At 71.3% G+C, this 20,241-nt stretch carries 21 protein-coding genes; 8 read left to right on the forward strand and 13 right to left on the reverse strand.

The window, feature by feature from the left end; genetic code table 11:
- Positions 1-20 precede the first annotated feature (20 nt).
- Positions 21-737 (reverse strand): hypothetical protein, encoded by a 717-nt coding sequence (locus AB5J73_RS10560; RefSeq protein WP_370969515.1) that lies wholly within the window; start codon positions 735-737, stop codon positions 21-23.
- Complete coding sequence (locus tag AB5J73_RS10565; protein WP_370969516.1) at positions 730-1,239, reverse strand: SigE family RNA polymerase sigma factor; 510 nt, start codon at positions 1,237-1,239, stop codon at positions 730-732. The genes AB5J73_RS10560 and AB5J73_RS10565 overlap by 8 nt, the downstream gene beginning before the upstream one ends.
- A gap of 136 nt (positions 1,240-1,375) precedes the next feature.
- Here AB5J73_RS10565 and AB5J73_RS10570 point away from each other — a divergent pair, with 136 nt between their 5' ends.
- The 3 genes from AB5J73_RS10570 to AB5J73_RS10580 all read left to right on the forward strand — a co-directional run bounded on the left by AB5J73_RS10570 (position 1,376) and on the right by AB5J73_RS10580 (position 3,901).
- Entirely contained in the window at positions 1,376-2,398 is a 1,023-nt protein-coding gene (locus tag AB5J73_RS10570) for a low specificity L-threonine aldolase (RefSeq protein ID WP_370969517.1), read from the forward strand.
- Between the two features lie 17 nt (positions 2,399-2,415).
- Complete coding sequence (locus tag AB5J73_RS10575) at positions 2,416-2,994, forward strand: HAD family hydrolase (protein ID WP_370969518.1); 579 nt, start codon at positions 2,416-2,418, stop codon at positions 2,992-2,994.
- Positions 2,995-3,085: 91 nt separating this feature from the next.
- Positions 3,086-3,901, forward strand: a complete 816-nt coding sequence (locus tag AB5J73_RS10580) for an SAM-dependent methyltransferase (protein ID WP_370969519.1) — start codon at positions 3,086-3,088, stop codon at positions 3,899-3,901.
- 3 nt (positions 3,902-3,904) lie between these two features.
- Here AB5J73_RS10580 and AB5J73_RS10585 read toward each other — a convergent pair whose 3' ends face one another.
- The 9 genes from AB5J73_RS10585 to purD form a co-directional block, all read right to left on the reverse strand.
- Positions 3,905-4,093 carry a hypothetical protein gene (locus AB5J73_RS10585; protein ID WP_290050468.1) on the reverse strand — a complete coding sequence of 63 codons (189 nt, stop codon included), beginning with the start codon at positions 4,091-4,093 and terminating at the stop codon, positions 3,905-3,907.
- Positions 4,094-4,194: 101 nt separating this feature from the next.
- A complete protein-coding gene (locus AB5J73_RS10590) occupies positions 4,195-5,373 on the reverse strand; it encodes a pyridoxal phosphate-dependent aminotransferase (protein ID WP_370969520.1) in 1,179 nt (392 codons plus the stop codon).
- A gap of 15 nt (positions 5,374-5,388) precedes the next feature.
- Positions 5,389-6,528, reverse strand: coding sequence for a transglycosylase SLT domain-containing protein (locus tag AB5J73_RS10595; protein WP_370969521.1), 1,140 nt, complete (start codon positions 6,526-6,528; stop codon positions 5,389-5,391).
- Between the two features lie 20 nt (positions 6,529-6,548).
- Positions 6,549-6,860 carry a hypothetical protein gene (locus AB5J73_RS10600; protein ID WP_364610656.1) on the reverse strand — a complete coding sequence of 104 codons (312 nt, stop codon included), beginning with the start codon at positions 6,858-6,860 and terminating at the stop codon, positions 6,549-6,551.
- Between the two features lie 134 nt (positions 6,861-6,994).
- Entirely contained in the window at positions 6,995-7,753 is a 759-nt protein-coding gene (locus AB5J73_RS10605; protein WP_370969522.1) for an ESX secretion-associated protein EspG, read from the reverse strand.
- A gap of 2 nt (positions 7,754-7,755) precedes the next feature.
- A complete protein-coding gene (locus AB5J73_RS10610; protein WP_370969523.1) occupies positions 7,756-9,327 on the reverse strand; it encodes a hypothetical protein in 1,572 nt (523 codons plus the stop codon).
- Between the two features lie 9 nt (positions 9,328-9,336).
- Complete coding sequence (locus AB5J73_RS10615; protein ID WP_370973057.1) at positions 9,337-9,903, reverse strand: DUF3558 domain-containing protein; 567 nt, start codon at positions 9,901-9,903, stop codon at positions 9,337-9,339.
- Positions 9,904-9,928: 25 nt separating this feature from the next.
- Positions 9,929-10,309, reverse strand: coding sequence for a hypothetical protein (locus tag AB5J73_RS10620; RefSeq protein ID WP_370969524.1), 381 nt, complete (start codon positions 10,307-10,309; stop codon positions 9,929-9,931).
- Between the two features lie 124 nt (positions 10,310-10,433).
- Complete coding sequence (gene purD, locus AB5J73_RS10625) at positions 10,434-11,708, reverse strand: phosphoribosylamine--glycine ligase (RefSeq protein WP_370969525.1); 1,275 nt, start codon at positions 11,706-11,708, stop codon at positions 10,434-10,436.
- 212 nt (positions 11,709-11,920) lie between these two features.
- On the opposite strand from purD, the gene AB5J73_RS10630 reads away from it, so the two are divergent.
- From AB5J73_RS10630 to AB5J73_RS10640, 3 genes are all read left to right on the forward strand, one after another.
- Positions 11,921-13,057 (forward strand): glycerophosphodiester phosphodiesterase, encoded by a 1,137-nt coding sequence (locus AB5J73_RS10630; protein ID WP_370969526.1) that lies wholly within the window; start codon positions 11,921-11,923, stop codon positions 13,055-13,057.
- 40 nt (positions 13,058-13,097) lie between these two features.
- Positions 13,098-14,027: a serine hydrolase domain-containing protein gene (locus AB5J73_RS10635; RefSeq protein ID WP_370969527.1), complete on the forward strand. Its 930-nt coding sequence runs from the start codon at positions 13,098-13,100 to the stop codon at positions 14,025-14,027.
- Positions 14,028-14,097: 70 nt separating this feature from the next.
- On the forward strand, positions 14,098-15,642 hold the full coding sequence (locus AB5J73_RS10640; protein WP_370969528.1) for an amino acid permease: 1,545 nt from the start codon (positions 14,098-14,100) through the stop codon (positions 15,640-15,642).
- Positions 15,643-15,718: 76 nt separating this feature from the next.
- Here AB5J73_RS10640 and AB5J73_RS10645 read toward each other — a convergent pair whose 3' ends face one another.
- Entirely contained in the window at positions 15,719-16,954 is a 1,236-nt protein-coding gene (locus tag AB5J73_RS10645; protein ID WP_370969529.1) for an MFS transporter, read from the reverse strand.
- A gap of 150 nt (positions 16,955-17,104) precedes the next feature.
- Here AB5J73_RS10645 and AB5J73_RS10650 point away from each other — a divergent pair, with 150 nt between their 5' ends.
- Positions 17,105-18,739 carry a Na+/H+ antiporter gene (locus AB5J73_RS10650; RefSeq protein WP_370969530.1) on the forward strand — a complete coding sequence of 545 codons (1,635 nt, stop codon included), beginning with the start codon at positions 17,105-17,107 and terminating at the stop codon, positions 18,737-18,739.
- Here the strand turns inward: AB5J73_RS10650 and AB5J73_RS10655 are convergent.
- Positions 18,720-19,622: a TIGR03564 family F420-dependent LLM class oxidoreductase gene (locus AB5J73_RS10655; protein WP_370969531.1), complete on the reverse strand. Its 903-nt coding sequence runs from the start codon at positions 19,620-19,622 to the stop codon at positions 18,720-18,722. The two genes, AB5J73_RS10650 and AB5J73_RS10655, sit on opposite strands and share 20 nt — an antisense overlap.
- A gap of 120 nt (positions 19,623-19,742) precedes the next feature.
- Here AB5J73_RS10655 and AB5J73_RS10660 point away from each other — a divergent pair, with 120 nt between their 5' ends.
- Positions 19,743-20,240, forward strand: a complete 498-nt coding sequence (locus tag AB5J73_RS10660; protein WP_370969532.1) for an OsmC family protein — start codon at positions 19,743-19,745, stop codon at positions 20,238-20,240.
- The last annotated feature ends 1 nt before the right edge of the window (position 20,241 follow it).

Genomic DNA, 20,241 nt, shown 5'->3' on the forward strand with positions numbered 1-20,241 from the left:
CCAACCGGGCGAACCCGGGCTCAGAAGCGGGCCGCGAGTGCGCGCGCGAACTGGTCCACTTGCCCCGCGTACGGCGCTGTCGCCCCGGCGGCAGGCACGCTGACCAGCAGGAGCTGCCCGCCGGACGCCGTGGGGACCTGCGCCGTGACCGTGCCGGCCGGCTGGGACTTGAAGACCACCGGGATGCCCTTCGGGTACACCGCCGCGGCCACTTCGCCACCCGGCACCGGGAACCCGGCGGATCGCGAGGCCGTCGAACAGGCGCCGCCCGGGGACGCCTGGGAAGCGGCGACGGGGACGGGGAGCTCGCCAGCGAGGGCGATGGCGAGCTCCCCGTCCACCTGTTCGCACCCGGAGGCGCCTTCGGCCAGGTGGCCGGTCTTCCCGCCCCCGTCACCCCCCTGCTGAGGTGGCTGGGCCGGGAAGTTCGGTGACTCCCCACCGACTTGAGGACGCATCGAGCCGTCCCCGGGTTGCGCGGAGCCGGCTTCCGATTGCGCCGACACGGCGTTGTCCTTGGCCGCGGTCAACGATCCCGGGGTACCCCCGGACAGCACTCCGTACGCACCGAATCCGACGACGACCAGCGCGGCGGCGCTCACGCCCGCCGTGATCCGGTTGCGGCGGCGCACGGTCTGGCGGCGGGACTCGCGGACGACGTCGTCCTGGGAGAACGTGGGTGCGGGCGCCTCCGGCGGCGCGGCGGAGAACAACGAGCGCAGCTCCTGCTCATCCATTGGTCTCCACCTCCCGTTCCAGCACCTGCTTGAGGTTGGCCAGCCCGCGCGCGGTCTGGCTCTTCACGTTGCCTTCGCTGCAGCCCAGCGCCTTCGCCGCGCTGGTCACGTCGAGTCCTTCGAAGTACCGCATGACCAGCACCGCCCGCTGCCTGGGCGGCACTTCCTTCAACGCCGCGAGCAGGTCTTCCCTGGTCGCGACGAGGTCGTCGAGGCCGGGCGAGTCGTCGGCCGGTTCCGGCAGCGTCTCGGTCTGCCACTCCCGCCGCCACGGACGCCGCGATTCGTCGATCGACGCCCGGACGAGCGTCTTGCGGACGTACGCGTCGGTCGCCGCGCGATCCCTGATCTTCGTCCACCTCCGGTGCAGTGCGACGAACGCCGTCTGCGCGAGGTCGTCCGCCCGGTGCCAGTCTCCGCAGAGCATGTACGCGGTCCGGCGCACGGCGTCCCGCCTGGCGGCGAAGTACTCCGCGAACTCCTCCTCGTCGCGCTGGTCCACGCGCAGTCGTGCTCCGCTCTGTTGTCGTTCGCCCATGAGGACGGAATCAGGGGCGTCCACGGTTGCACGGACCGAGTGGGTTCGACCACCCGAGGGCTGATTGATCCCCGCGAGGTGGGTGTGATGTGATCGCTCTGTGACCTTCACCCTGCCGCCGCTGGATTTCCGCTCCGACACCGTCACCCGTCCGGATGAAACGATGCGCGCGGCGATGGCGTCGGCCGAGGTCGGCGACAACGTCCTCGAGCACGACCCGACGGTCGCCGCCCTGGAGGAGCGGGCCGCCCACGTCCTGGGCATGGCCGCCGCGCTCTGGGTGCCGAGCGGGACGATGGCCAACCTGATCGCGCTCAGCCTGCACCTGCAGCGCGGCGACCGGTTCCTGGCCACCCGCGGCGCGCACGTGCTGAACAACGAGCTGGGCTCGGCCGCGTGGCTGGCCGGCGGCATGCCGGACATCCTCGAGCACGACGGCGGCCCGGGCCGCCCGTCTCCCGACGCCCTCGCGGCCGCGATCGGACAACCCGGGCCGTACTTCACATTACGGACATCGCTGCTCTGCCTGGAGAACACCCACAACGCGGCCGGCGGCGCCGTGACCCCGCCGGACGAGCACGCCCAGCTGCTGTCCGTCGCGAAGGAAGCCGGCCTGACCGTGCACCTCGACGGCGCCCGGCTCTGGCAGGCCGCGGTGGCGCTGGAGGTGCCGCCCGCCGCGCTGACCGTCGGCGTCGACACCGTGTCGGCCTGCTTCAGCAAGGGCCTCGGCGCGCCGGTCGGCTCGGTGGTCGCCGGCAGCAAGACGTTCGTCGAGCGGGCCCGCCGGATGCGCCAGATGCTCGGCGGCGGCGTCCGGCAGGGCGGCGTGCTGGCCGCGGCCTGCCTGGTCGGGCTGGACCGCGTCCCGGAGCTGGCCGACTCGCACGAGAACGCCGCGCGCCTCGCCGACGGGCTGCGCGAGTACGGCTGGCCGACGAACTCGCCGGACACCAACATCGTGCTCGCCGAGGTCCCCGACATCCCGACCGCGCTGAACTGGCTCGACTCGCTCGGGATCCGCGCGGTGCCGATGGCGGGCAAGGTCCGGTTCGTCACCCACCGGGACCTCAGCGCGACCGACGTCGAAGAAGCCCTGCGCCGGATCAAGGCCGGCGCCTGAAACACCCGGGGGACCCCGTGAACTGGATCGTGTTCGACTACGGCGACGTGCTGAGCAAGCCGAGCGCCGCCCGCCCCGACCTGGCCGCGGCGATGGGCGCGCCGCTGCCGGAGTTCGAAAAGGCGTACTGGGACCTCCGGCTGCCGTACGACGCCGGCGGCACGCCGCTGGAGTACTGGCAGACCGTGGGCAAGGCGCTCGGCGTGCCGGTCGACGAAGCGCTGTCGGCCGAGCTGACCCGCATCGACGTCGAGGGCTGGGGCCACCTGGAGCCGTCGTCGGAAGCCCTGCTCGAGACGCTCTCCGAAGCCGGCGCGGCGCTGGCGCTGCTGTCGAACGCGCCTTCGGTGTTCGGCGAATGGGTCCGCGCGCAGGACTGGGTGCGGCACTTCCGCGTGACGCTGTTCTCCGGCGACGTCCGGTGCGTCAAGCCGGACGCGAAGATCTTCCACCTGCTGCTCGACGAGCTCGGCGCGGAGCCGGCGGACTGCCTGTTCTTCGACGACCGGGAGTCCAATGTGGACGGCGCACGGGCGGTGGGGCTCAAGGCCCAGGTGTGGAACGGCGCCGACGCGGCCCAGGCCTGGCTGGGCTGAAACTCACCCACCCCGCACGGCCGCCTACCCGCCGTGATCCACGTGTCCTAGGCTGGGCGCGTCCCCCGCCGACTTACCCGGTAGGTAGCCCATGGCGACGAGCGAACGACCGTCGGCCCGCGTCGACTTCGACCGGCCGAGCATCGCTCGCGTCTCGGACGCGTTGCTGGGCGGGCAGAACAACTACGAGGCCGACCGCGCCGTCCTGCGGCAGATCCTCGACATCGCGCCGGAGGCCCCGGCGATGGCGCGGGAGCTGCGGCAGTGGCTCGTCCGCGCCGTCCGCTACCTGACCGAACGGCTGGGCGTCGACCAGTTCGCCGACCTCGGCTCGGGCTTCCCGACGGTGGAGAACACCCACCAGGTGGCGCAGAAGTACAACCCGGAAGCGCACGTCGTCTACGTCGACGACGACCCGGTGGTGGAAGCGCACGGGCGGGCCCTGCTCGTCGACAACGACTTCACGCACTTCTGCGGCACCGACCCCCTGAACCCCGGCGAGACGCTCGCCGGGCTGGGGCGGTTCCTCGACCTCGACCGCCCCGCCGGGCTCGTCCTGTGCGGGGTCGTCGACCACGTCGCCGACCTCCAGCAGGCGCAGCAGGTGGTCAAGTCCTACGCCGGCGCGCTGGCCCCGGGCTCGTACCTGCTCCTGCTGCACCGCCACAACCCGCTCGACGCCACCGAGGCCGCCACCGTCGCGGCGGCGCTGGAGGACCGGTTCGGCCGTACCGATCTCGCCACGCGCTACCGCTCGCGGGCCGAGATCGCGTCCTTCTTCGACGGGCTCGAGCTGCTCGAACCCGGCTTGACCGAGCCGCACCTGTGGTGGCCGGACGGGCCGCGCCTGGCGCCGCTGACGCCGGTCAACCGGACGGCGCTGGGCGGCGTGGCGCGGATCCCGTAGAACTCAGTAACGGTTGATGCGCTTGGTGTCCTTGTTGCCGGTGATCGCCTTGTAGCCGGCCGCGCCGAGGAAGGCGATGCCGCCGATGATGGCGATCCACAGGACGGCCTTGAACACGAACCCGATCACGGCGCCCAGCACCATGAACGCCACCCAGGCGACGATCAGGCCGCCGACGATCTTCCAGAACATGGTTCCTCCGCTGTGTCCCCGTGGCCCCACCGGCCCGGTGACTCCAATGTGCCACCTCCGGCGGGGAAACTCCCTCTCGACGGCCAACGTTCGGGGTTAAATCAGGGTTCCCCCTGGCCGAGCCACGCGCCGAGCCGCCGGACGCCTTCGTCGATGTCCTCGGCGCTGCCGGCGAAGGAGAACCGCACGTACTTCCCGCCGTCGACCGGGTCGAAGTCGACGCCGGGGGTGATGGCGAGCCCGGTGTCGGCGAGCAGCCGCTGGCACCAGCTCAGGCTGTCTTCGGTGTACGCGCTGACGTCGGCATACGCGTAGAAGGCGCCGTCCGCGGGCGCGAGCTCGGTCAGGCCGATGCGCCGCAGGCCGGCGAAGAGCCGGTCGCGGTTGGCACGGTACCGCTCGACGTGCGTGTCGGCTTCCGCGTACGCCTCGGGCGTGAAGGCGGCGAGGGCCGCGTACTGCGAGACGGCGGGCGGGCAGATGGTGAAGTTGCCGGTCAGGACGTCGATCGCGCGGTGGAGGCGCTGCGGCGCGAGCATCCAGCCGAGCCGCCAGCCGGTCATCGCGAAGTACTTGGAGAAGCTGCCGAGCACGATCGGCTCCCGGCCGTACTGCCACGCGCAGTCGAGCTCGGCACCGTAGGAGATGCCGTGGTAGATCTCGTCGCTGATCAGCTGCACGCCGTGCGACGCGCACCACCCGGTGATGGCGGCCAGCTCCCCGGGCGGCAGCACGGTCCCGGTCGGGTTGCCGGGGCTCGCGACGATCAGGCCGTCGATCGGCCCGAGCTCGTCGAGGAGCCCGACGGTCGGCTGGAAGTTCGTCTCGGCGGTGGTGGCGAACTCGACGACTTCGCAGCCCAGCACGGAGAGCAGGTTGCGGTAGGCCGGGTAGCCGGGGCGCGCCATGGCGACCTTCGCGCCGGGGTCGAAGGCGCTGAGGAAGGCGAGCAGGAAGCCCCCGGAGGACCCGGTCGTCAGGACGACGTCGTGCGCCTGGACGTCGACGTCGTACCGCTGCCGGTAGTGCCCGGCCACGGCCTCGCGCAGCTCGGGGATGCCGAGCTGTTCGGTGTAGCCGAGGGTGCTGTCCCGCAGGGCGTTTGCCGCGGCTTCCAGCACCGGCTTCGGCGCGGGCGCGGAGGGCTGCCCGGCCGCGAGCGACACGAGGTCACCGTGGCTGCGCTGCCGCGCACCGGCCGCGGAGAGGACGTCCATGACGTGGAAGGGCGGCACGCCGGCCCGCAGCGCGGGACCGGCGAAGGCTCCGAGGTCGACCATGCGGCCAGGCTAGTTCTAGTAGCCCCGGTAGGCACCGCCGTGGGCCATGGCCTTGATGCCCGGCACGTTGTCGAGGCTGCCGTACCGGTCGAACGAGTACCGGACGCCCGCGATGATGTTGTCGACCGGGTTGTAGATGTTGTCGTGCCCGGCCAGCTTGTGCGCGTTGAAGGTCGAGTCGATGCACTGCATGAGCCCCTTGGATGGGTGCCCGGCGGCGGCATTGGAATCCCAGTTGTTTATAGCGTTGGGGTTCCCGCCCGACTCGTGCTGGATGATCGCCCAGATCTTGGGGATGTCGGCGTCGGTCACCGGGATGCCCGCGGCCTGGAGGGCCTTCATGGCTTCCTGGATCCACTGCTGGACGTTGCCCGGGGGCGGGGAAGAGGGCGGGCCGCCGCTGGGGCCGAGGCCGCCACCGCCCCCGCCGCCACCACCGCCGCCTCCACCACCGCCACCGCCGTGGGAGGAGCCGTTGCTGTGGATGCCGCCGGTGCTCTTGGGGGCCGCGGCGGAGCTGCTCGGCAGCGGGACCTGGTCGTAGCCGCCCTCGATCTGCTGGGACATCAGCTTCTGCGACGCCTTGATCGCGGTGTCGGCCTGGGTCTGCAGGCCGGTCACGTCCCCGTCGAAGCCCGCGGTGATGGTGTGGATGTCGGCCGCGGCCTTCGCCTTGATCTCCGCGGAGGTCTGGGCCGGCGCCGGCTGGTTCTGATCGCGTTCGTGCGCCGCGGCCGCCTGGTCCGCCGCCTTCATCGCGGTCTCGGCCGTCGCGTTGCGCTCGTTGACCGCCTTCTCCGCGGCGAGCTGCTTGTCCCCGACGTTCTTCTTGATCTGGTCGAGGGTCGACGCGAGGTCGTCGAGGTCCTTGGCGACGTCCTCGAGGTGGGTCTGCACCTTGGTCCCGGCGTCGCGGACCTGGCGGACGTACTTGAAGAATTCGTCGGCCGCCGGACCGGCCCACACGCCGCCGTTGAGCGCTTCCGTCGAATTCTTCAGCGACGCGGTGTGGTCACCGGCGTTCTTGCCCGCCTCGCGGAACTGCGTCGCGGCAGCGGTGATTTTTCCCAAATCGACCTTTTCGACCTGATCGACCTTCTTCATGAAGGCTTCCCAGTTGTCCGGCGTTCCGGCGCCGCCCGGGTTCAATCCCACTCTGGTGCCCCCTGCTCAGTTCACTTGTCGACGTGCAGCTTGAGGTCGCTCGCCCCGACCTGGTCGGTCTCGGCGATCAGCCCCGCGGCCTTGCGCATGGCGAACCCCAGTGCCTCCATGTGCTTGCCCGCGGCGTCGAACTGGCTGTGCACGCCGTCCTTGAACTTGCCGACCGCGCCGTGCGCGTCACCCTTGTCGTCCATGCCGCCGAAGGGGCTTTCCTTCTCGTGGTCCAAGCCGGTGACCTTCTGCTTGGACTTTTCGAACTCGTCCTTGAGCTTCTCCACCTGGCCGGCCGCGATGGCCATCGAGTCGGCGTCGTAGACAGGCACGGTTCGTCATCCCCTTCGGAAAACTTGTGTCCGCCCGGTCAGACGTCGTCATGACCAAGACGGTTCCCGCGCTTACTTTATGACTTCCCGAGGGGTGCGCGTACGGTTCCCGGCCAACTTCCACCCGGCGGGGCTCAGGCCTCCGCCATCAGTTCCCGGATCCTCGTCGCGAGCAGGGCGTTGTCCGCCGGGGTCACCGTCGCCCACTCGCGGCCGTCCCGGTCGGTCTCCACCTGGAACAGGTAGCGGCCCGAGTCCGTGTCGAAGAACGCCACGACCCGGCCCGCGCGGTGGACGACGCCGTCGCGGCCCACGCGCTCCGCGCCGAACTGGCCGCGGGCTTCCTGGCCCAGCAGCATCCCCGACAGCTCCTGGGCCTGGAACAGCGCCACGCCGCGGTCCTCCAGCGCCGTCACCAGCGCCTTCGGGTCGCCCTTCGCCGCCGCGTCGGCCGACTTCAGCGTCGAATACGGGATGCTCACCGTCTGGCCGACGCCCGGGGCCAGGTCGCCCGCCACCGAGACCGCCGCCTCCGGGAGGGCGTCTTCCGTGGCCGGGATCAGCCACACCTCCGCGTTGTCCACCACCGCCAGCACCGCCTGGCCGCGGTGGCTGACCGCGCGGCCGCGGATCTCGCGTTCCGCCCAGACCCAGACGTCGACGCCGAACTGGGGGCGGGCCAGCAGGTGGAGCAGGTCGGTCAGCTCGCCGGACGGGCGGCGGTTGCGGGCCAGGCGCCGCTCGCCGAGCGACGCCCACGCCGACTCGACCAGCTCCGACCGCTCGGTGCGGGTGGTTCCTTCGCTCGGCACGTCGATCGCGACGTGCCGCCGGGGCAGTTCGAACGACTCCCAGAGCACGTCGAACTCGGACGCGGACAGCACCAGCGACACGGTCAGCGACCGTCCGAACCGTGGTCGCCGATCACGTCGGGGGAAACCATCCGCTGGTCGGCGAACAGGTCCTGGTCGTCGACGCCGAAGCGGCGGACGTGCTCGGCGTCCTCCTCCTGCGGGGCCGCCTCCGACAGGAACTTCGCCTCGCCGCGCTGCTGCTTCGGGCTGATCTGCTCGGACTTCCGCAGCGCGACGGCCTCCTCCTCGGGCAGCTCGCCGACCGGCAGCGGCCGCACCGGGCCCTTCGGCTGGCTCTTTTCCCGCCGCTGGCGTTCCTTGTCGCCGCTGAGCGCGCCACCGGCGGCGCCCGCGCCGACCGCCGCCGCGCCCGCGCCGATTTCGCCCGGGGTCGCGCCCGGCTTCGCCACGAAGCCGCGTTCGGCCGTGAACTGGCCGGGCTGGAGCGGAGCCTGCGGCATCGAGCCGACCGTGCGGCCCTTGGCCAGCAGGCCGTCGGGGCCGCGGCTGAGCGAGCTGTCGACGCCGCCCGAACCGGTGGACGTGCCACCGCCCCCGAGGGACTTGATCGGCGCCGTCGCCGGGTTCGAGCCGGGCGGCAGGGAACCGGGCGCGCCCGGCGGGACGAACTGCTCGCCGCCGCCGACGGCCAGGCCGGGCGAGAAGTGCGTGGAATCGCCGCCGGACGGGCCGCGGCCCGGGGTGTTGACCCAGCCGGGCGCGGGCGTCGACGTCGGCGGCTTCACACCGGACGGCGTCGTCGTCGACGAAGGTGTCGTGTGCTGCGCGGCCGGCGCGGTCACCGAGCCGGTCTGCCGCGACGACCCGATGGGCCGGGACGGCGGCTGCTGCTGCGCCGCGACGCCGTAGACCGGGGTCGGCGGGTCGGCGTGCACCTGGTGCGCGACCGGCTGCACCACCGGCGGGTCGACGTGCACCGACCGGACCTTGTCCGACGCGGGCCGCACGCCGCCGTCCGGCGTCACCGCGACCGCCGCGCCGGCGACGTCGAGCACGCCCGGCGTGACCCCCGGTGCGGCCAGCTTCAGCGACTCGGGGTCGGACAGCGACTGCGTCGAGAGCAGGTTCGTGCCGCTCTCCTGCGCGTACTCGTTGAGCGCCTGCTGCGCCTGCGCCTTGGCGTTGTTCGCCGCCTCGACCTGCCGGGCGTGGTCGGTCTCGAAACCGATGAGGGACAGCAGCAGCCCGTCGGTCAGCGTGTAGCCGCCCGCGCCCTTCCGGACCGTCTCGGCGTCCGGGAGCTTGTACTTGGTGCGGTTGAAGGACTCGCCCTGCTCGAAGACCATTTCCGCGGCGTGCGCGACCTTCGTGGTGGCGTCCTGGGAGAACCCGGCCTGCTCGGTCAGCACCTGGCCGGCCGCGCCCCCGGCCTGGCTCTGCCACTCGACGCCGAGCTTCAGCAGCTGCGCGCGCAGCGTCTGGTCGGTGTGGGCGAGCGCGGTCGCGACGGCTTTCAGCGCGTCGACGGCGGTGCCGATGCTGCCGGTGCCGTCGCCGTTGACGATCCGCGTGATCTGGTCGGCGATCGCGGTGTTGGTCCAGCCGTCGAACCGGTGGTTCTGGATCCCGGCCGCGAGCTCGGAGAATTCCACGCGCCCTCCCTAGTTGCGTGCTTTCAAGGTCTGCAGCGCCAGGTCGGCGGCGTGCGCCGACATGTCGCACAGCTGCGGCTGGGTGAGCTTGCCGCGGGTGATGGGGAACGTCCGGATGGTCAGCGTCCGGCCCTTCGCGACGCCGACGAGGGTGCTGCAGTCGGCCGGATCGGCGGCCGCGCGGTAGCTCGTCAACGCCGGGTAGCCACCGATCGCCTTCGGTTCGGTGGTCATGCTGTTCTTGCGCCGGGCCCCGGTGATCCACTCGTCGAGGTCCGCGGTCACCGCGCCCACCTGGTAGCCGTGGAACGGCTCCTCGCGGTCGGCGTCGAGCACGCAGACCGGTCCGTCGGCGCTGTCGGCCTGCCGGGGCGTGCTGCTGATCTTCATCGCGTCGAGCTGCACCTGCGGGAAGAGGTCGCAGAGGTCGACGCCCTGCACCGGCAGGTCGGCCGGGCGCTGCGGCAGCTGGGCGGCCTTCGCGCTCTGCGACGCCGCGGTGGCGGCCGTCTCGATCGGGTACGGCGTGCCGTCCTTGTCCGCGGAGCAGCCGGCGAGCGCCGCCGTCGCGAGCACCCCGCCGGTGATCAGCACCGCGCTGTTACGCACCGTGCTTGCCGCGGTCACCGAACACCGCCGCCTTTTCCTCGTCGCTGACCTTGTAGTCCTTCGCGGCTTCGCGCAGCTGCGACACCAGGCGCTTGAGGCCCGCGACGTACTCGCGGACCTGGCCGGCGTAGGACCGGTCGCCGTCGGCGATCAGGGAGTTCCACGCTTCGATCGACTGGGTGCTGACGACGTCCGCCGAAGGCGCGTCGACCCGCAGCTGGTCCAGGCGGGTGATCAGCTGGTCTTCGAGGGCGTTGGCCTGCTCTTCGACGATCCGGGCGACGTCGAGGAGCTTGTCCGGGCGGACCAGGACGTCCGCCACGGCCGGCGCCACCGGGACGGCCGGACTCAGGTCGTACGAGGGTCCTGACATGCTCTCCCCTGACGTCATACGGACAGTGACCGGCCGGCTCCTCGTCGAGGCTACCAACGCAAGTGTGGCAGCAGCCTGAAGTTGGACGAAGTCCGTGCCCGGCCGGTTCCCCGTTCCCGTGAAATCAGGCGCGTTGCTTCGCGGCCGGGGCGCCGATCTCGCCGTTCGCCGCCTTCAGCGCGATGTCCGTGCGGTGGTGCGACCCCGCGAGGTGCACCTTCTCCACGGTCTCGTACGCGTGCTTGCGCGCCGACTTGAGCGTCTTGCCGGTGCCGACGACCGACAGCACCCGGCCGCCGGCGGAGACGACGGCGCCGTCGTCGCGGCGGCGCGTGCCGGCGTGGAGCACGCCTTCCAGCTCGGCCCCGGTGATGATGTCGCCGGTGCGCGGCTTGCCCGGGTAGCCGTCGGCGGCGACCACGACGGTCACCGCCGTGCCGCCCGCCCACTCCAGCGGCGGGTGGTCGGCGAGCTTGCCGGTGGCGGTCGCGTGCATCAGCCCGGCGATCGGGGTGCGCAGCAGCGCCAGCACGACCTGGGTCTCCGGGTCGCCGAAGCGGCAGTTGAACTCGATGACCTGCGGGCCGTCGGAGGTCAGCGCGAGCCCGGCGTAGAGCAGGCCGGAGAACGGCGCGCCGCGGTTCACCAGCTCGTCGGCGACCGGCTGGACGACCTTCTCGACCAGGTCGTCGACCAGGTTTTCGGGTGCCCACGGCAGCGGCGCGTACGCACCCATGCCGCCGGTGTTCGGGCCCGCGTCGCCGTCGCCGACGCGCTTGAAGTCCTGCGCGGGCAGCAGCGGCACGACGGTGTTGCCGTCGACGAAGCAGAACAGCGACGCTTCCGGACCGTCCAAAAAGGACTCCAAGAGCACCGGGTGGCCGCCGTCGAGGAGCATGATCGCGTGCTTGCGCGCGACGTCGTAGTCGGTGGTGACGACGACACCCTTGCCGGCGGCGAGCCCGTCGTCCTTGACCACCCAGGTCGGGCCGAAGCGGGCGAGCGCGGCGTCGAGGCGGGCCGGGTTGTCGACCACCTCGCTGCGCGCGGTCGGCACGTTCGCCGCGGCCATGACGTCCTTCGCGAACGCCTTGGAGCCTTCGATGCGGGCCGCCGCGGCCGACGGTCCGAAGCAGGCGATGCCCACCTTGCGGACGGCGTCGGCGACGCCGGCGACGAGCGGGACCTCGGGCCCGACCACGACGAGGTCGGCCTGCCAGCTCTTCGCGAGCGCGGCGACCGCCTCCGGGTCGGCCGCTTCGACGCCGAGCTGCTCGGCCACCGAGGCGGTCCCGGCGTTGCCGGGGGCGCAGGCCAGCGCCGTGACGGCGGGGTCGCCGGAAGCCGCGAGGACGAGGGCGTGCTCACGAGCGCCGGAGCCGATTACCAGTACGCGCACGCAGCACAGCGTATCCGGCCGGGTTCGCGCCGGACATTTCGCGGCCCCCGGGCACCCGGGGTGAGGGACGTGGCGCCGTCCGTGACGAGCGGTGCGCAGGAGTCCACGCGCCGTTTACCGCCCCGACCGCCCAGATACCCCCGCGAGACGCTTGCGGCATCGAAGGTGACGCGGGTAGTCAGGGCACACCCTGTGTGAAAAGAGGTCACCAGATGAAGCGCAAACGTGTGGGTGTACTGGCATTGGCCGGACTGGCGTTGCTGAGCGTCACCGGTGTCGCGATCGGGTCGGCGAACGCCGCCGAGACCGGGTCCGCCGATGCGGCCGCGCACGGGCGGGGCCACGATGACCCCGTGATCATCGGACACCGCGGCGCGCCCGGGTACCGGCCGGAGCACACCCTCGCCTCGTACGAGCTCGCCTACCGGATGGGCGTCGACTGGGTCGACGTCGACCTCGTGCCCACGAAGGACGGCCAGCTCGTCGCCCGGCACGAGCCGGAGATCGGCGGCACCACCGACGTCGCCAAGCACCCGGAGTTCGCGAGCCGCAAGAAGACCGTCGTGCTCGACGGGGTCACCACGACCGGCTGGTTCACCCAGGACTTCACGCTGGCCGAGCTGAAGACGCTGCGCGCGGTCGAGCGGATCCCGGCGAACCGCCCGCACAACACGCTCTACAACGGCCGCTACCAGATCGCCACCTACCAGGAGGTGCTCGACCTGACCAAGCGGCTCGGCCGGGAACTGCACCGGACGCTGGGCACCTACCCCGAGGTCAAGCACTCGACGTTCTTCTCCTCGATCGGCAACCCGACCGAGCCGAAGCTGGTGTCGATCCTCAAGCGCAACGGCCTCGACCGGCCGGACGCGCCGGCGATCATCCAGTCGTTCGAGGTGTCGAACCTGATCGACCTGCACAAGCAGGTCCGGACGCCGCTGCTGCAGCTGACCTCGGCCACCGGCGCCCCCGCGGACTTCGTCGCGAAGGGCGACAAGCGGACCTACGCCGACCTCGTGACCCCGCAGGGCCTGCGCGACGTCGCGAAGTACGCGAAGTACCTCGGGCCGGAGAAGGCGCAGATCATCCCGCTGGACGCCGCCGGGAACCTGACGAAGCCGACCGCGCTCGTCGCCGACGCGCACAAGGCGGGCCTGAAGGTGCAGCCGTACACCTTCCGGAACGAGAACCCGTTCCTGCCGGCGAACCTGCGGTCCTCGGCCGAGCCGGACGCCTACGGTGACGTCTTCACCGAGGAGTCGGCGTTCTTCAAGGCCGGCGTCGACGGCTTCTTCGCCGACCAGCCGGACACCGCGCTCGAGTCGCTGCACGCGTTCCTGGGCCGGTAATCGGCTGGTCACGAGGGGCACCTTCGTGGACGCTTGAGCCATGAAGGTGCCCCTCACGGACTTCTCCGGGGTCGTGCTGGTCAGCCGCGGCGACGAGACGCTGTTCGCCGAAGCGTCCGGCTACGCGCACATCGCTTACGGCGTCGAGAACACCGTCGACACGCGGTTCGCGATCGCCAGCGGCACCAAGGGGTTCACCGCGCTGGTCGTCGTCGGCCTGGTCGCCGAGGGACGGCTGGAGCTGAAGACCCCGGCGCGCGAGGTGCTCGGCGCCGACCTGCCGCTGATCGACGACCGCGTGACGGTCGAGCACCTGCTGACACACACGTCCGGCATCGGCGACTACTGCGACGACGAAAACCCGCCCGAGACACCGCCCGGCCTGGTCACCTCGGCCGACTACCTCGCCGCGCTCGACGGTTATCCGCAGCAGTTCCCGCCGGGCCAACGCTTCCACTACCACAACGGCGCCTTCGCGGTCCTGAGCCTGATCGCCGAACGGATCGCGGGCATACCTTTCGCCGAGCTCGTCCGGACCCGCGTGACCGAACCCGCCGGGATGACGGACACGGCGTTCCTGCGCTCCGACGCGCTGCCCGCCCGCACGGCCACCGGCTACCAGGAAGACGGCCGCACCAACGTGTTCAGCCTGCCCGTCGTGGGCTTCGGCGACGGCGGGATCTACAGCTCCGCGCCGGACTTCCGGAAGTTCTGGCCGGCCCTGCTCGACGGCCGGATCGTGCCCCGCGAGTGGGTCGAGCGGATGCTCCACCCGCACGCGGACGGCTACGGCCTCGGCTTCTGGCTGCCGCGGCCCGGCGCGGTGCACCTCGACGGCGGCGACCACGGCGTCACGTTCTGGAGCACGCACGTGCCGGCGGCCGGGCTCACCGCGACCCTGATCTCGAACGACCACCGGGGTGGCGGGCCCCTGCTGAGGCAGCTGGACGAGTTCTTGACGAAAGCTTGACACACCTCGGGACCAGGGCTACTTTCGGCGAATTCAATGGTCTGGCCGCATACCTTTCAAGAGGTGCCCGATGGACGTTTCCGACCAGCAGACCACTCCCGACCACGCTGACGAAGACAGCGCCCGCCTGCACCAGCTGGGGTACGCGCAGGAACTCAAACGGACGATGTCGGCGTTCTCGAACTTCGCCGTCTCCTTCACGATCATTTCGATCCTCTCCGGCTGCCTGACGCTCTACGGCTTCGGCATGAAGACCGGCGGCCCGGCCGCGATGATCTGGGGCTGGCCGCTGGTCGGGGTGTTCGTCATCCTGGTCGGCCTCGGCATGGCCGAGGTCTGCTCCAGCTACCCGACCGCGGGCGGCCTCTACTACTGGGCGGCGAAGCTGGCGCCGGGCAGGTCCGGGCCCGCGTGGTCGTGGTTCACCGGCTGGTTCAACCTCATCGGGCAGATCGCCGTCACCGCGGGCATCGACTTCGGCGCGGCGCTGTTCCTCAACGCCTTCCTCGACCTGCAGTGGGGCTTCGCCGCGACCCCGGGGCACACGATCCTGCTGCTCGCGGTCATCCTCGTGGTGCACGGCCTGCTGAACACCTTCGGCGTCCGGATCGTCGCGATCCTCAACAACGTCAGCGTGTGGTGGCACCTCATCGGCGTGCTGGTGATCGTCGGCGTGCTGGTCTTCGTGCCGGCCAAGCACCAGGACGCGTCGTTCGTCTTCGGCAGCTTCGTGAACCAGACGGGCTGGGGTTCGACCTTCTACGTCTTCGCGCTCGGGTTGCTGGTCGCCCAGTACACGCTGACCGGGTACGACGCCTCCGCGCACATGACCGAGGAGACGAAGAGCGCGGCGACGGCCGGGCCGCGCGGGATCGTCATGTCGATCGTCGTGTCGCTCGTCGCGGGCTGGATCCTGCTGATCGGCCTGACGTTCGCGATCCAGGACTACGACGGCGCGGTCGGGTCCGCGACCGGCGTCCCGCCCGCGCAGATCTTCATCGACGCCACCGGCGCGGTCACCGGCAAGTTCCTGCTGCTGATCTGCATCGGCGCGCAGCTGTTCTGCGGCATGGCGTCGGTGACGGCGAACTCGCGGATGATCTACGCGTTCGCCCGCGACGGCGCGATCCCCGGGTCCGGCTTCTGGCACAACATCAACAAGCGCACGCAGACGCCGACCAACGCCGTGTGGCTCGCCGCGGGCGGCGCGCTGGTCCTGGCCCTGCCGTACCTCTGGAGCGCGACGGCCTACGCGGCGGTGACGTCGATCGCCGTGGTCGGCCTGTACGTGGCGTACGTGATCCCCGTGTTCCTGCGCGTCCGGCGCGGCGACTCGTTCGAGCCGGGACCGTGGACGCTCGGCCGCTGGGGCAAGCCGATCGGCATCATCGCGACGGTGTGGGTCGCGCTGATCTTCGTGCTGTTCATGCTGCCGCAGGTGTCGCCGGTGACGGTGGATTCCTTCAACTACACGCCGATCGCGTTCCTGGTGGTGCTCGGCGGCGCGGCGCTGTGGTGGGCGCTCTCGGCCCGCAAGTGGTTCACGGGCCCGAAGGTCCAGGGCTCCGAAGCCGAACTCGCGGCGGTGGAACAGGAACTGAAGGACCTCGGCTGACGTTCGGCGCAAGTCGTCGTGAGTGAGAAACAGGGTTGGAACCTGTTTCTCACTCACGACCACCCGCACGGCACGCTCAGGGAGTCGCGTGGCTTTCCGGGGCGGGGACGGCATCGGGAGTCGGGGACTGGCGGCCCGGGCGGACCATCGTGACCGCGGCCGCGCCCAGTGCGCCGACGCCGGCGAACGCGTAGAAGCCCCACGGGTACGCGATGCCGGCCGTCAGCAGGGCGCCGCCGAGGAGCGGGCCCGAGATCGCACCGATGCGGCCGATGCCGGCGGACCAGCCGAGGCCGGTCGCGCGGATCGCGTCCGGGTAGATGCGGCCGATGTAGGCGTACACCAGCACCTGGGCGCTGAACACGAAGCAGCCGGTCAGGAACACCGCCGCGTACAGCCCGACCGCCGGCAGCTTCACGCTCAGCAGGGCCAAGAACACCGCGCCCGCGACGAACCAGACCCGCGCCGACGGGCGGATGCCGACGCGGTCGGCGACCCGGCCCGCGACGAGCAGCCCGACGATGCCGCCGACGTTCAGCGTCAGCAGCAGGCTCAGCGCGGCGCCGAGCGGGTAGCCGGCCTGGCGCATGATCTCCGGCAGCCAGGTGTTCAGCCCGTACACCAGCAGCAGGCCCATGAACGACGTGATCCAGAAGGCGATCGTCGCGCGCAGCAGGCCGCCGCGGAACAGGCCGGCGACGGCGTGCCCGGCCGACCGCTCGGTCTCGCGGACCCGCTGGAACGACTCGGACTCCGGCAGGAACTTCAGCATCAGCGGGATCAGCACCACGGCCGGGATCGCCCCGGCGACGAACATCGCGCGCCAGCCCAGCGGCGCGATCAGCACGATGCCCAGCAGCGCCGTCAGCACCGCGCCGACGTGGTAGCCGGTCATCACCGTGGTCGTCGCGCTGCCGGCCTTGCCGCGGCGCGCGTACTCGGTGACCAGCGTGATCGCCGTCGGCAGGCAGCCGCCGAGGCCGAGCCCGGCGACGAAGCGCAGCAGCCCGAAGACGAACGTCGACGGCGCGAACGCGCACAGCAGCGTGCACAGGGAGAACAGCGTCACGGAGATGATCAGGGACTTCCGGCGCCCGATGACGTCGGTGATCGTGCCGATCGCCAGCCCGCCCAGCATCATCCCGGCCAGCCCGACCGTCGACACGAGCGACGCCGTGCCGGGGGTCAGGCCCCAGACGTGGTCGCGGAGCAGCACGGGCAGCACGGTGCCGAGCACGACCAGGTCGAACCCGTCGAGCAGGACGGCGGTCCAGGCCAGGGGCACGACCCAGGAGCGAGTGCCAGGGGACATGGGAGAACCTCCGGATGTGCGTCGGTGCACGTGATCCGCACAGGTGTGCGTATTGCGCACAAGTATGCACAGCGGCTCCGGCGTAAGCCAGGTCACTTCCATTGAGCGGAAGCCGAGCGCAGCGCTTCTACCTGCGGGAAGATCACGCGAGTGGAGACCCTGACGCTGATGGGCGTGCTCGCCGGCTCGCTCGCGCTGACCGCTCTGGCCCGGCGCTACAACCTGTCCGCGCCACTGCTGGTGGTGGTCGTCGCGCTCGGGGTCGCGCTGATCCCCGGCGTGCCGCGGTTCGAGCTCGAACCGGAACTGGTCCTCACCGTCGTGCTGCCGCCGTTGCTCTACTCGACGTCGCTGGAAAGCTCGCTGACGCACTTCAAGCGGGCGCTGCGGCCGATCGTCGCGCTCGGCGTGGTGCTGGTGGCGGTGACCGCCGTGGTCGTCGCCGTCGTCGTGCACCTGCTGCTGCCGGACGTGCCCTTCGCGTCGGCACTGGTCCTCGGCGCGGTCGTGGCGCCGCCGGACGCGGTGACGGCGGTGGCGATCGGCCGCAAGCTCGGCCTGCCGCGCCGGGTGATGACCGTGCTGACCGGGGAAAGCCTGGTCAACGACGCCGCCGCGCTGACGCTGTACAAGGTCGCGCTCGCCGCGGTCGCGGGCACCGCGGGCTCGGCCGGGCACGGGTTCGCGGTGTTCGGCGTCGCGACCGTGCTGGGCATCGGGGTCGGGCTGGCGATCGGCGCGCTCGTCGTGCTGATCCGCCGCCAGCTCGACGACCCGCTGATGGAGTCGGCGTTCGGCATCATCGTGCCGTTCGCCGCGTACGTCACCGCCGAGCACCTGCACCCCTTCAGCGAAGACTTCAGCGGCTCCGGCGTGCTCGCCGTCGTGGCGGCGGGCTTGCTCCTGGGGCATCGCGCGCTCTACGCATCTCCCGCGACGCGCATGCAGGACAGATCCGTGTGGGCCTCCATCGACGTCCTGCTGGAAGCACTGGTGTTCGCGCTGATGGGGCTGCAGCTGCCGTTCGTGCTCGAAGGCGCGCAGCACGCGGCCCGCGACAACGGGACGCTCGCGCTGGTCGCGGTGATCGTGCTCGGCGTGACGATGCTCGTGCGGGTCCCGGCGGTCTTCGTTTCCGCGTACCTGCCGCAAACCGTCCGGCTGTTCGGCCGGGACCGCGCCACGCCCTCGTGGCGGACGCTGGCGGTGGTGTCGTGGACCGGCATGCGCGGCGTGGTCACGCTCGCCGCCGCGGCCGGTGTCCCGGCCGCGACCCCGGGCCGCGAGGAGATCCAGCTCTTCGCGTTCACCGTGGCGATCGGGACGGTGCTGATCCAGGGGCTGACACTGCCGCCGCTGATCCGGGTGCTGAAGGTGGAGGACCCCCAGGAGGCGTCGCGGGACGAGGCCGAGGAACTCGCCGCGCGCGAGGTCGCGAAGAAGGCGGCGCAGGAACGGCTGCGCGAGATCAGCCACGAGCGGCTGGCTTCGCTGGACCTGCCCCAGGAGAAGGTCGACCGGCTCAAGGAGCGGCTCCAGCGGCTGATCGACACGCGGTACCGCTTCGCCAAGGCCGCGATCACGTTGTCCGGCGAAGACCGGACCGGCAGCCCTCAGGCCCAGTTCGCGAAGGCCCGGCGCGAGCTCCTGATCACCCAGCGCAAGGCGATGATCGAGGAGAACCGCGCCGGACGGCTCGACGACGAAGTCCTGCAGAAGGTGCTGCGGGAGCTCGACCTCGAGGAGCTTTCGGTGTCGGCGACCCTCACGAACCGGCTGAGCTGATCACCTCCCACGTCCGCAGCCGCTCCTCGGCGGAGCGGATGCCGGTCTGCGAAACGAGGACGTCGGTCGCGCCGGCGTCGTAGTACCGCTGGAGTCCTTCCAGGACGGTCTTCTCGTCGCCGATGATCGCCAGCTCGGCCGCGTGCTCGACGCCTTCCGCGGCCAGGATCCGCTGGTACGACGGGATCTGGCTGTAGAACGCCATCTGTTCGAAGGCGAGCGCGCGCACGGCGTCGGGTTCGTCGGTGACGATCGCCGGCACGGCCGCGAGGATCCGCTTGCCGTCGGGCAGGTGCGGGACGATCTGCTCGGAAAGCGCTCTCGGCCCGGCCAGGAACGGCAGCGTGCCGTCGGCGAGCTCGCCGGTCACCCGCAGCGCCTGCGGCCCCATGGCGGCGACGACGATCCGCACGTCCCCGCCCACAGTGGACGGTCCGGGCGGGTGCGCTTCGAGCGTCTCGCCGTGGAAGTCGACGGTTTCGCCGTCGAAGACCCGCCGCAGGACCGTGAGGTACTCGCGCAGGTGCCGGATCGGCGGCGGGTACTCGACGCCGTAGACGGGCCCGAGGAACCCCTTCGACCCGAGCCCGATCCCGAGCGTGAACCGGCCACCGGTGGCGGCCTGCGCGGTCTGCGCCGCGCTCGCGACCAGCAGCGGGTGCCGCGGGTAGGTGGGCACGACGGAGGTCCCGACCTCGATGCCCGGGACTTCGCGGCCCGCGAGCGCGGCGACGGTGATGGCGTCCTGGCTCAGCGGCAGCTGCGAAAACCAGACGGACTTCAGCCCGGCGTCGGCGGCCTGGCGGGTCTGGGCGATGAGCTCGTCGACGAGGTTCGCCGCGGCCCCGGTGTCCCCGGCCGGCAGCGTGACTCCGATGGTCATGGTCCCAAGCTAGCGAGCGGCGCCACCGATTTCCGGCTTCCCAGGAGTTGAGAACCCGAGCGGGCGCGGCGGGATTCGCCCACCCTGTGGCACATCCCTCACGATCTTCAGGAGAGCCCCATGTCGCTGACCGAAGTCATCGAAGGCACCCGCAAGGCCGTCGACGCCGATCCGCACAACGCCGCCGTTTCCTTCAGCGTCGACCACACCCTCAAGCCCGGCACCAGGACCGAGGTCGAGGTCAAGGTGCGGGACCACGGCTTCACCGTCGACGAGCCGCCCGCGCTCGGCGGCGCGGACCAGGCCGCCAACCCCGTCGAGTACGCGCTCGCCGCGCTCGGGTCGTGCCAGGTCATCACCTACCAGTTCTGGGCGGCGAAGCGCGGGATCCCGATCGACTCGATCAAGGTCACCGTGGACGGCGACCTCGACCTGCACGGCTTCTTCGGGTTCGCCTTCAACACCCGCCCCGGGTTCGGGGACGTCCGGGTGTCCGTCGAGCTGGAAGGCCCGGCGAGCCGGGAGCGCTACGAAGACCTCAAGCGCGAGGTCGACGAGCACTGCCCGGTGCTCGACCTGTTCCGCAACGAGACGCCGGTGACGACGAAGCTGACCTGAC

The organism is Amycolatopsis sp. cg9 (genome assembly GCF_041346945.1).
Classification (GTDB): Bacteria; Actinomycetota; Actinomycetes; order Mycobacteriales; family Pseudonocardiaceae; genus Amycolatopsis.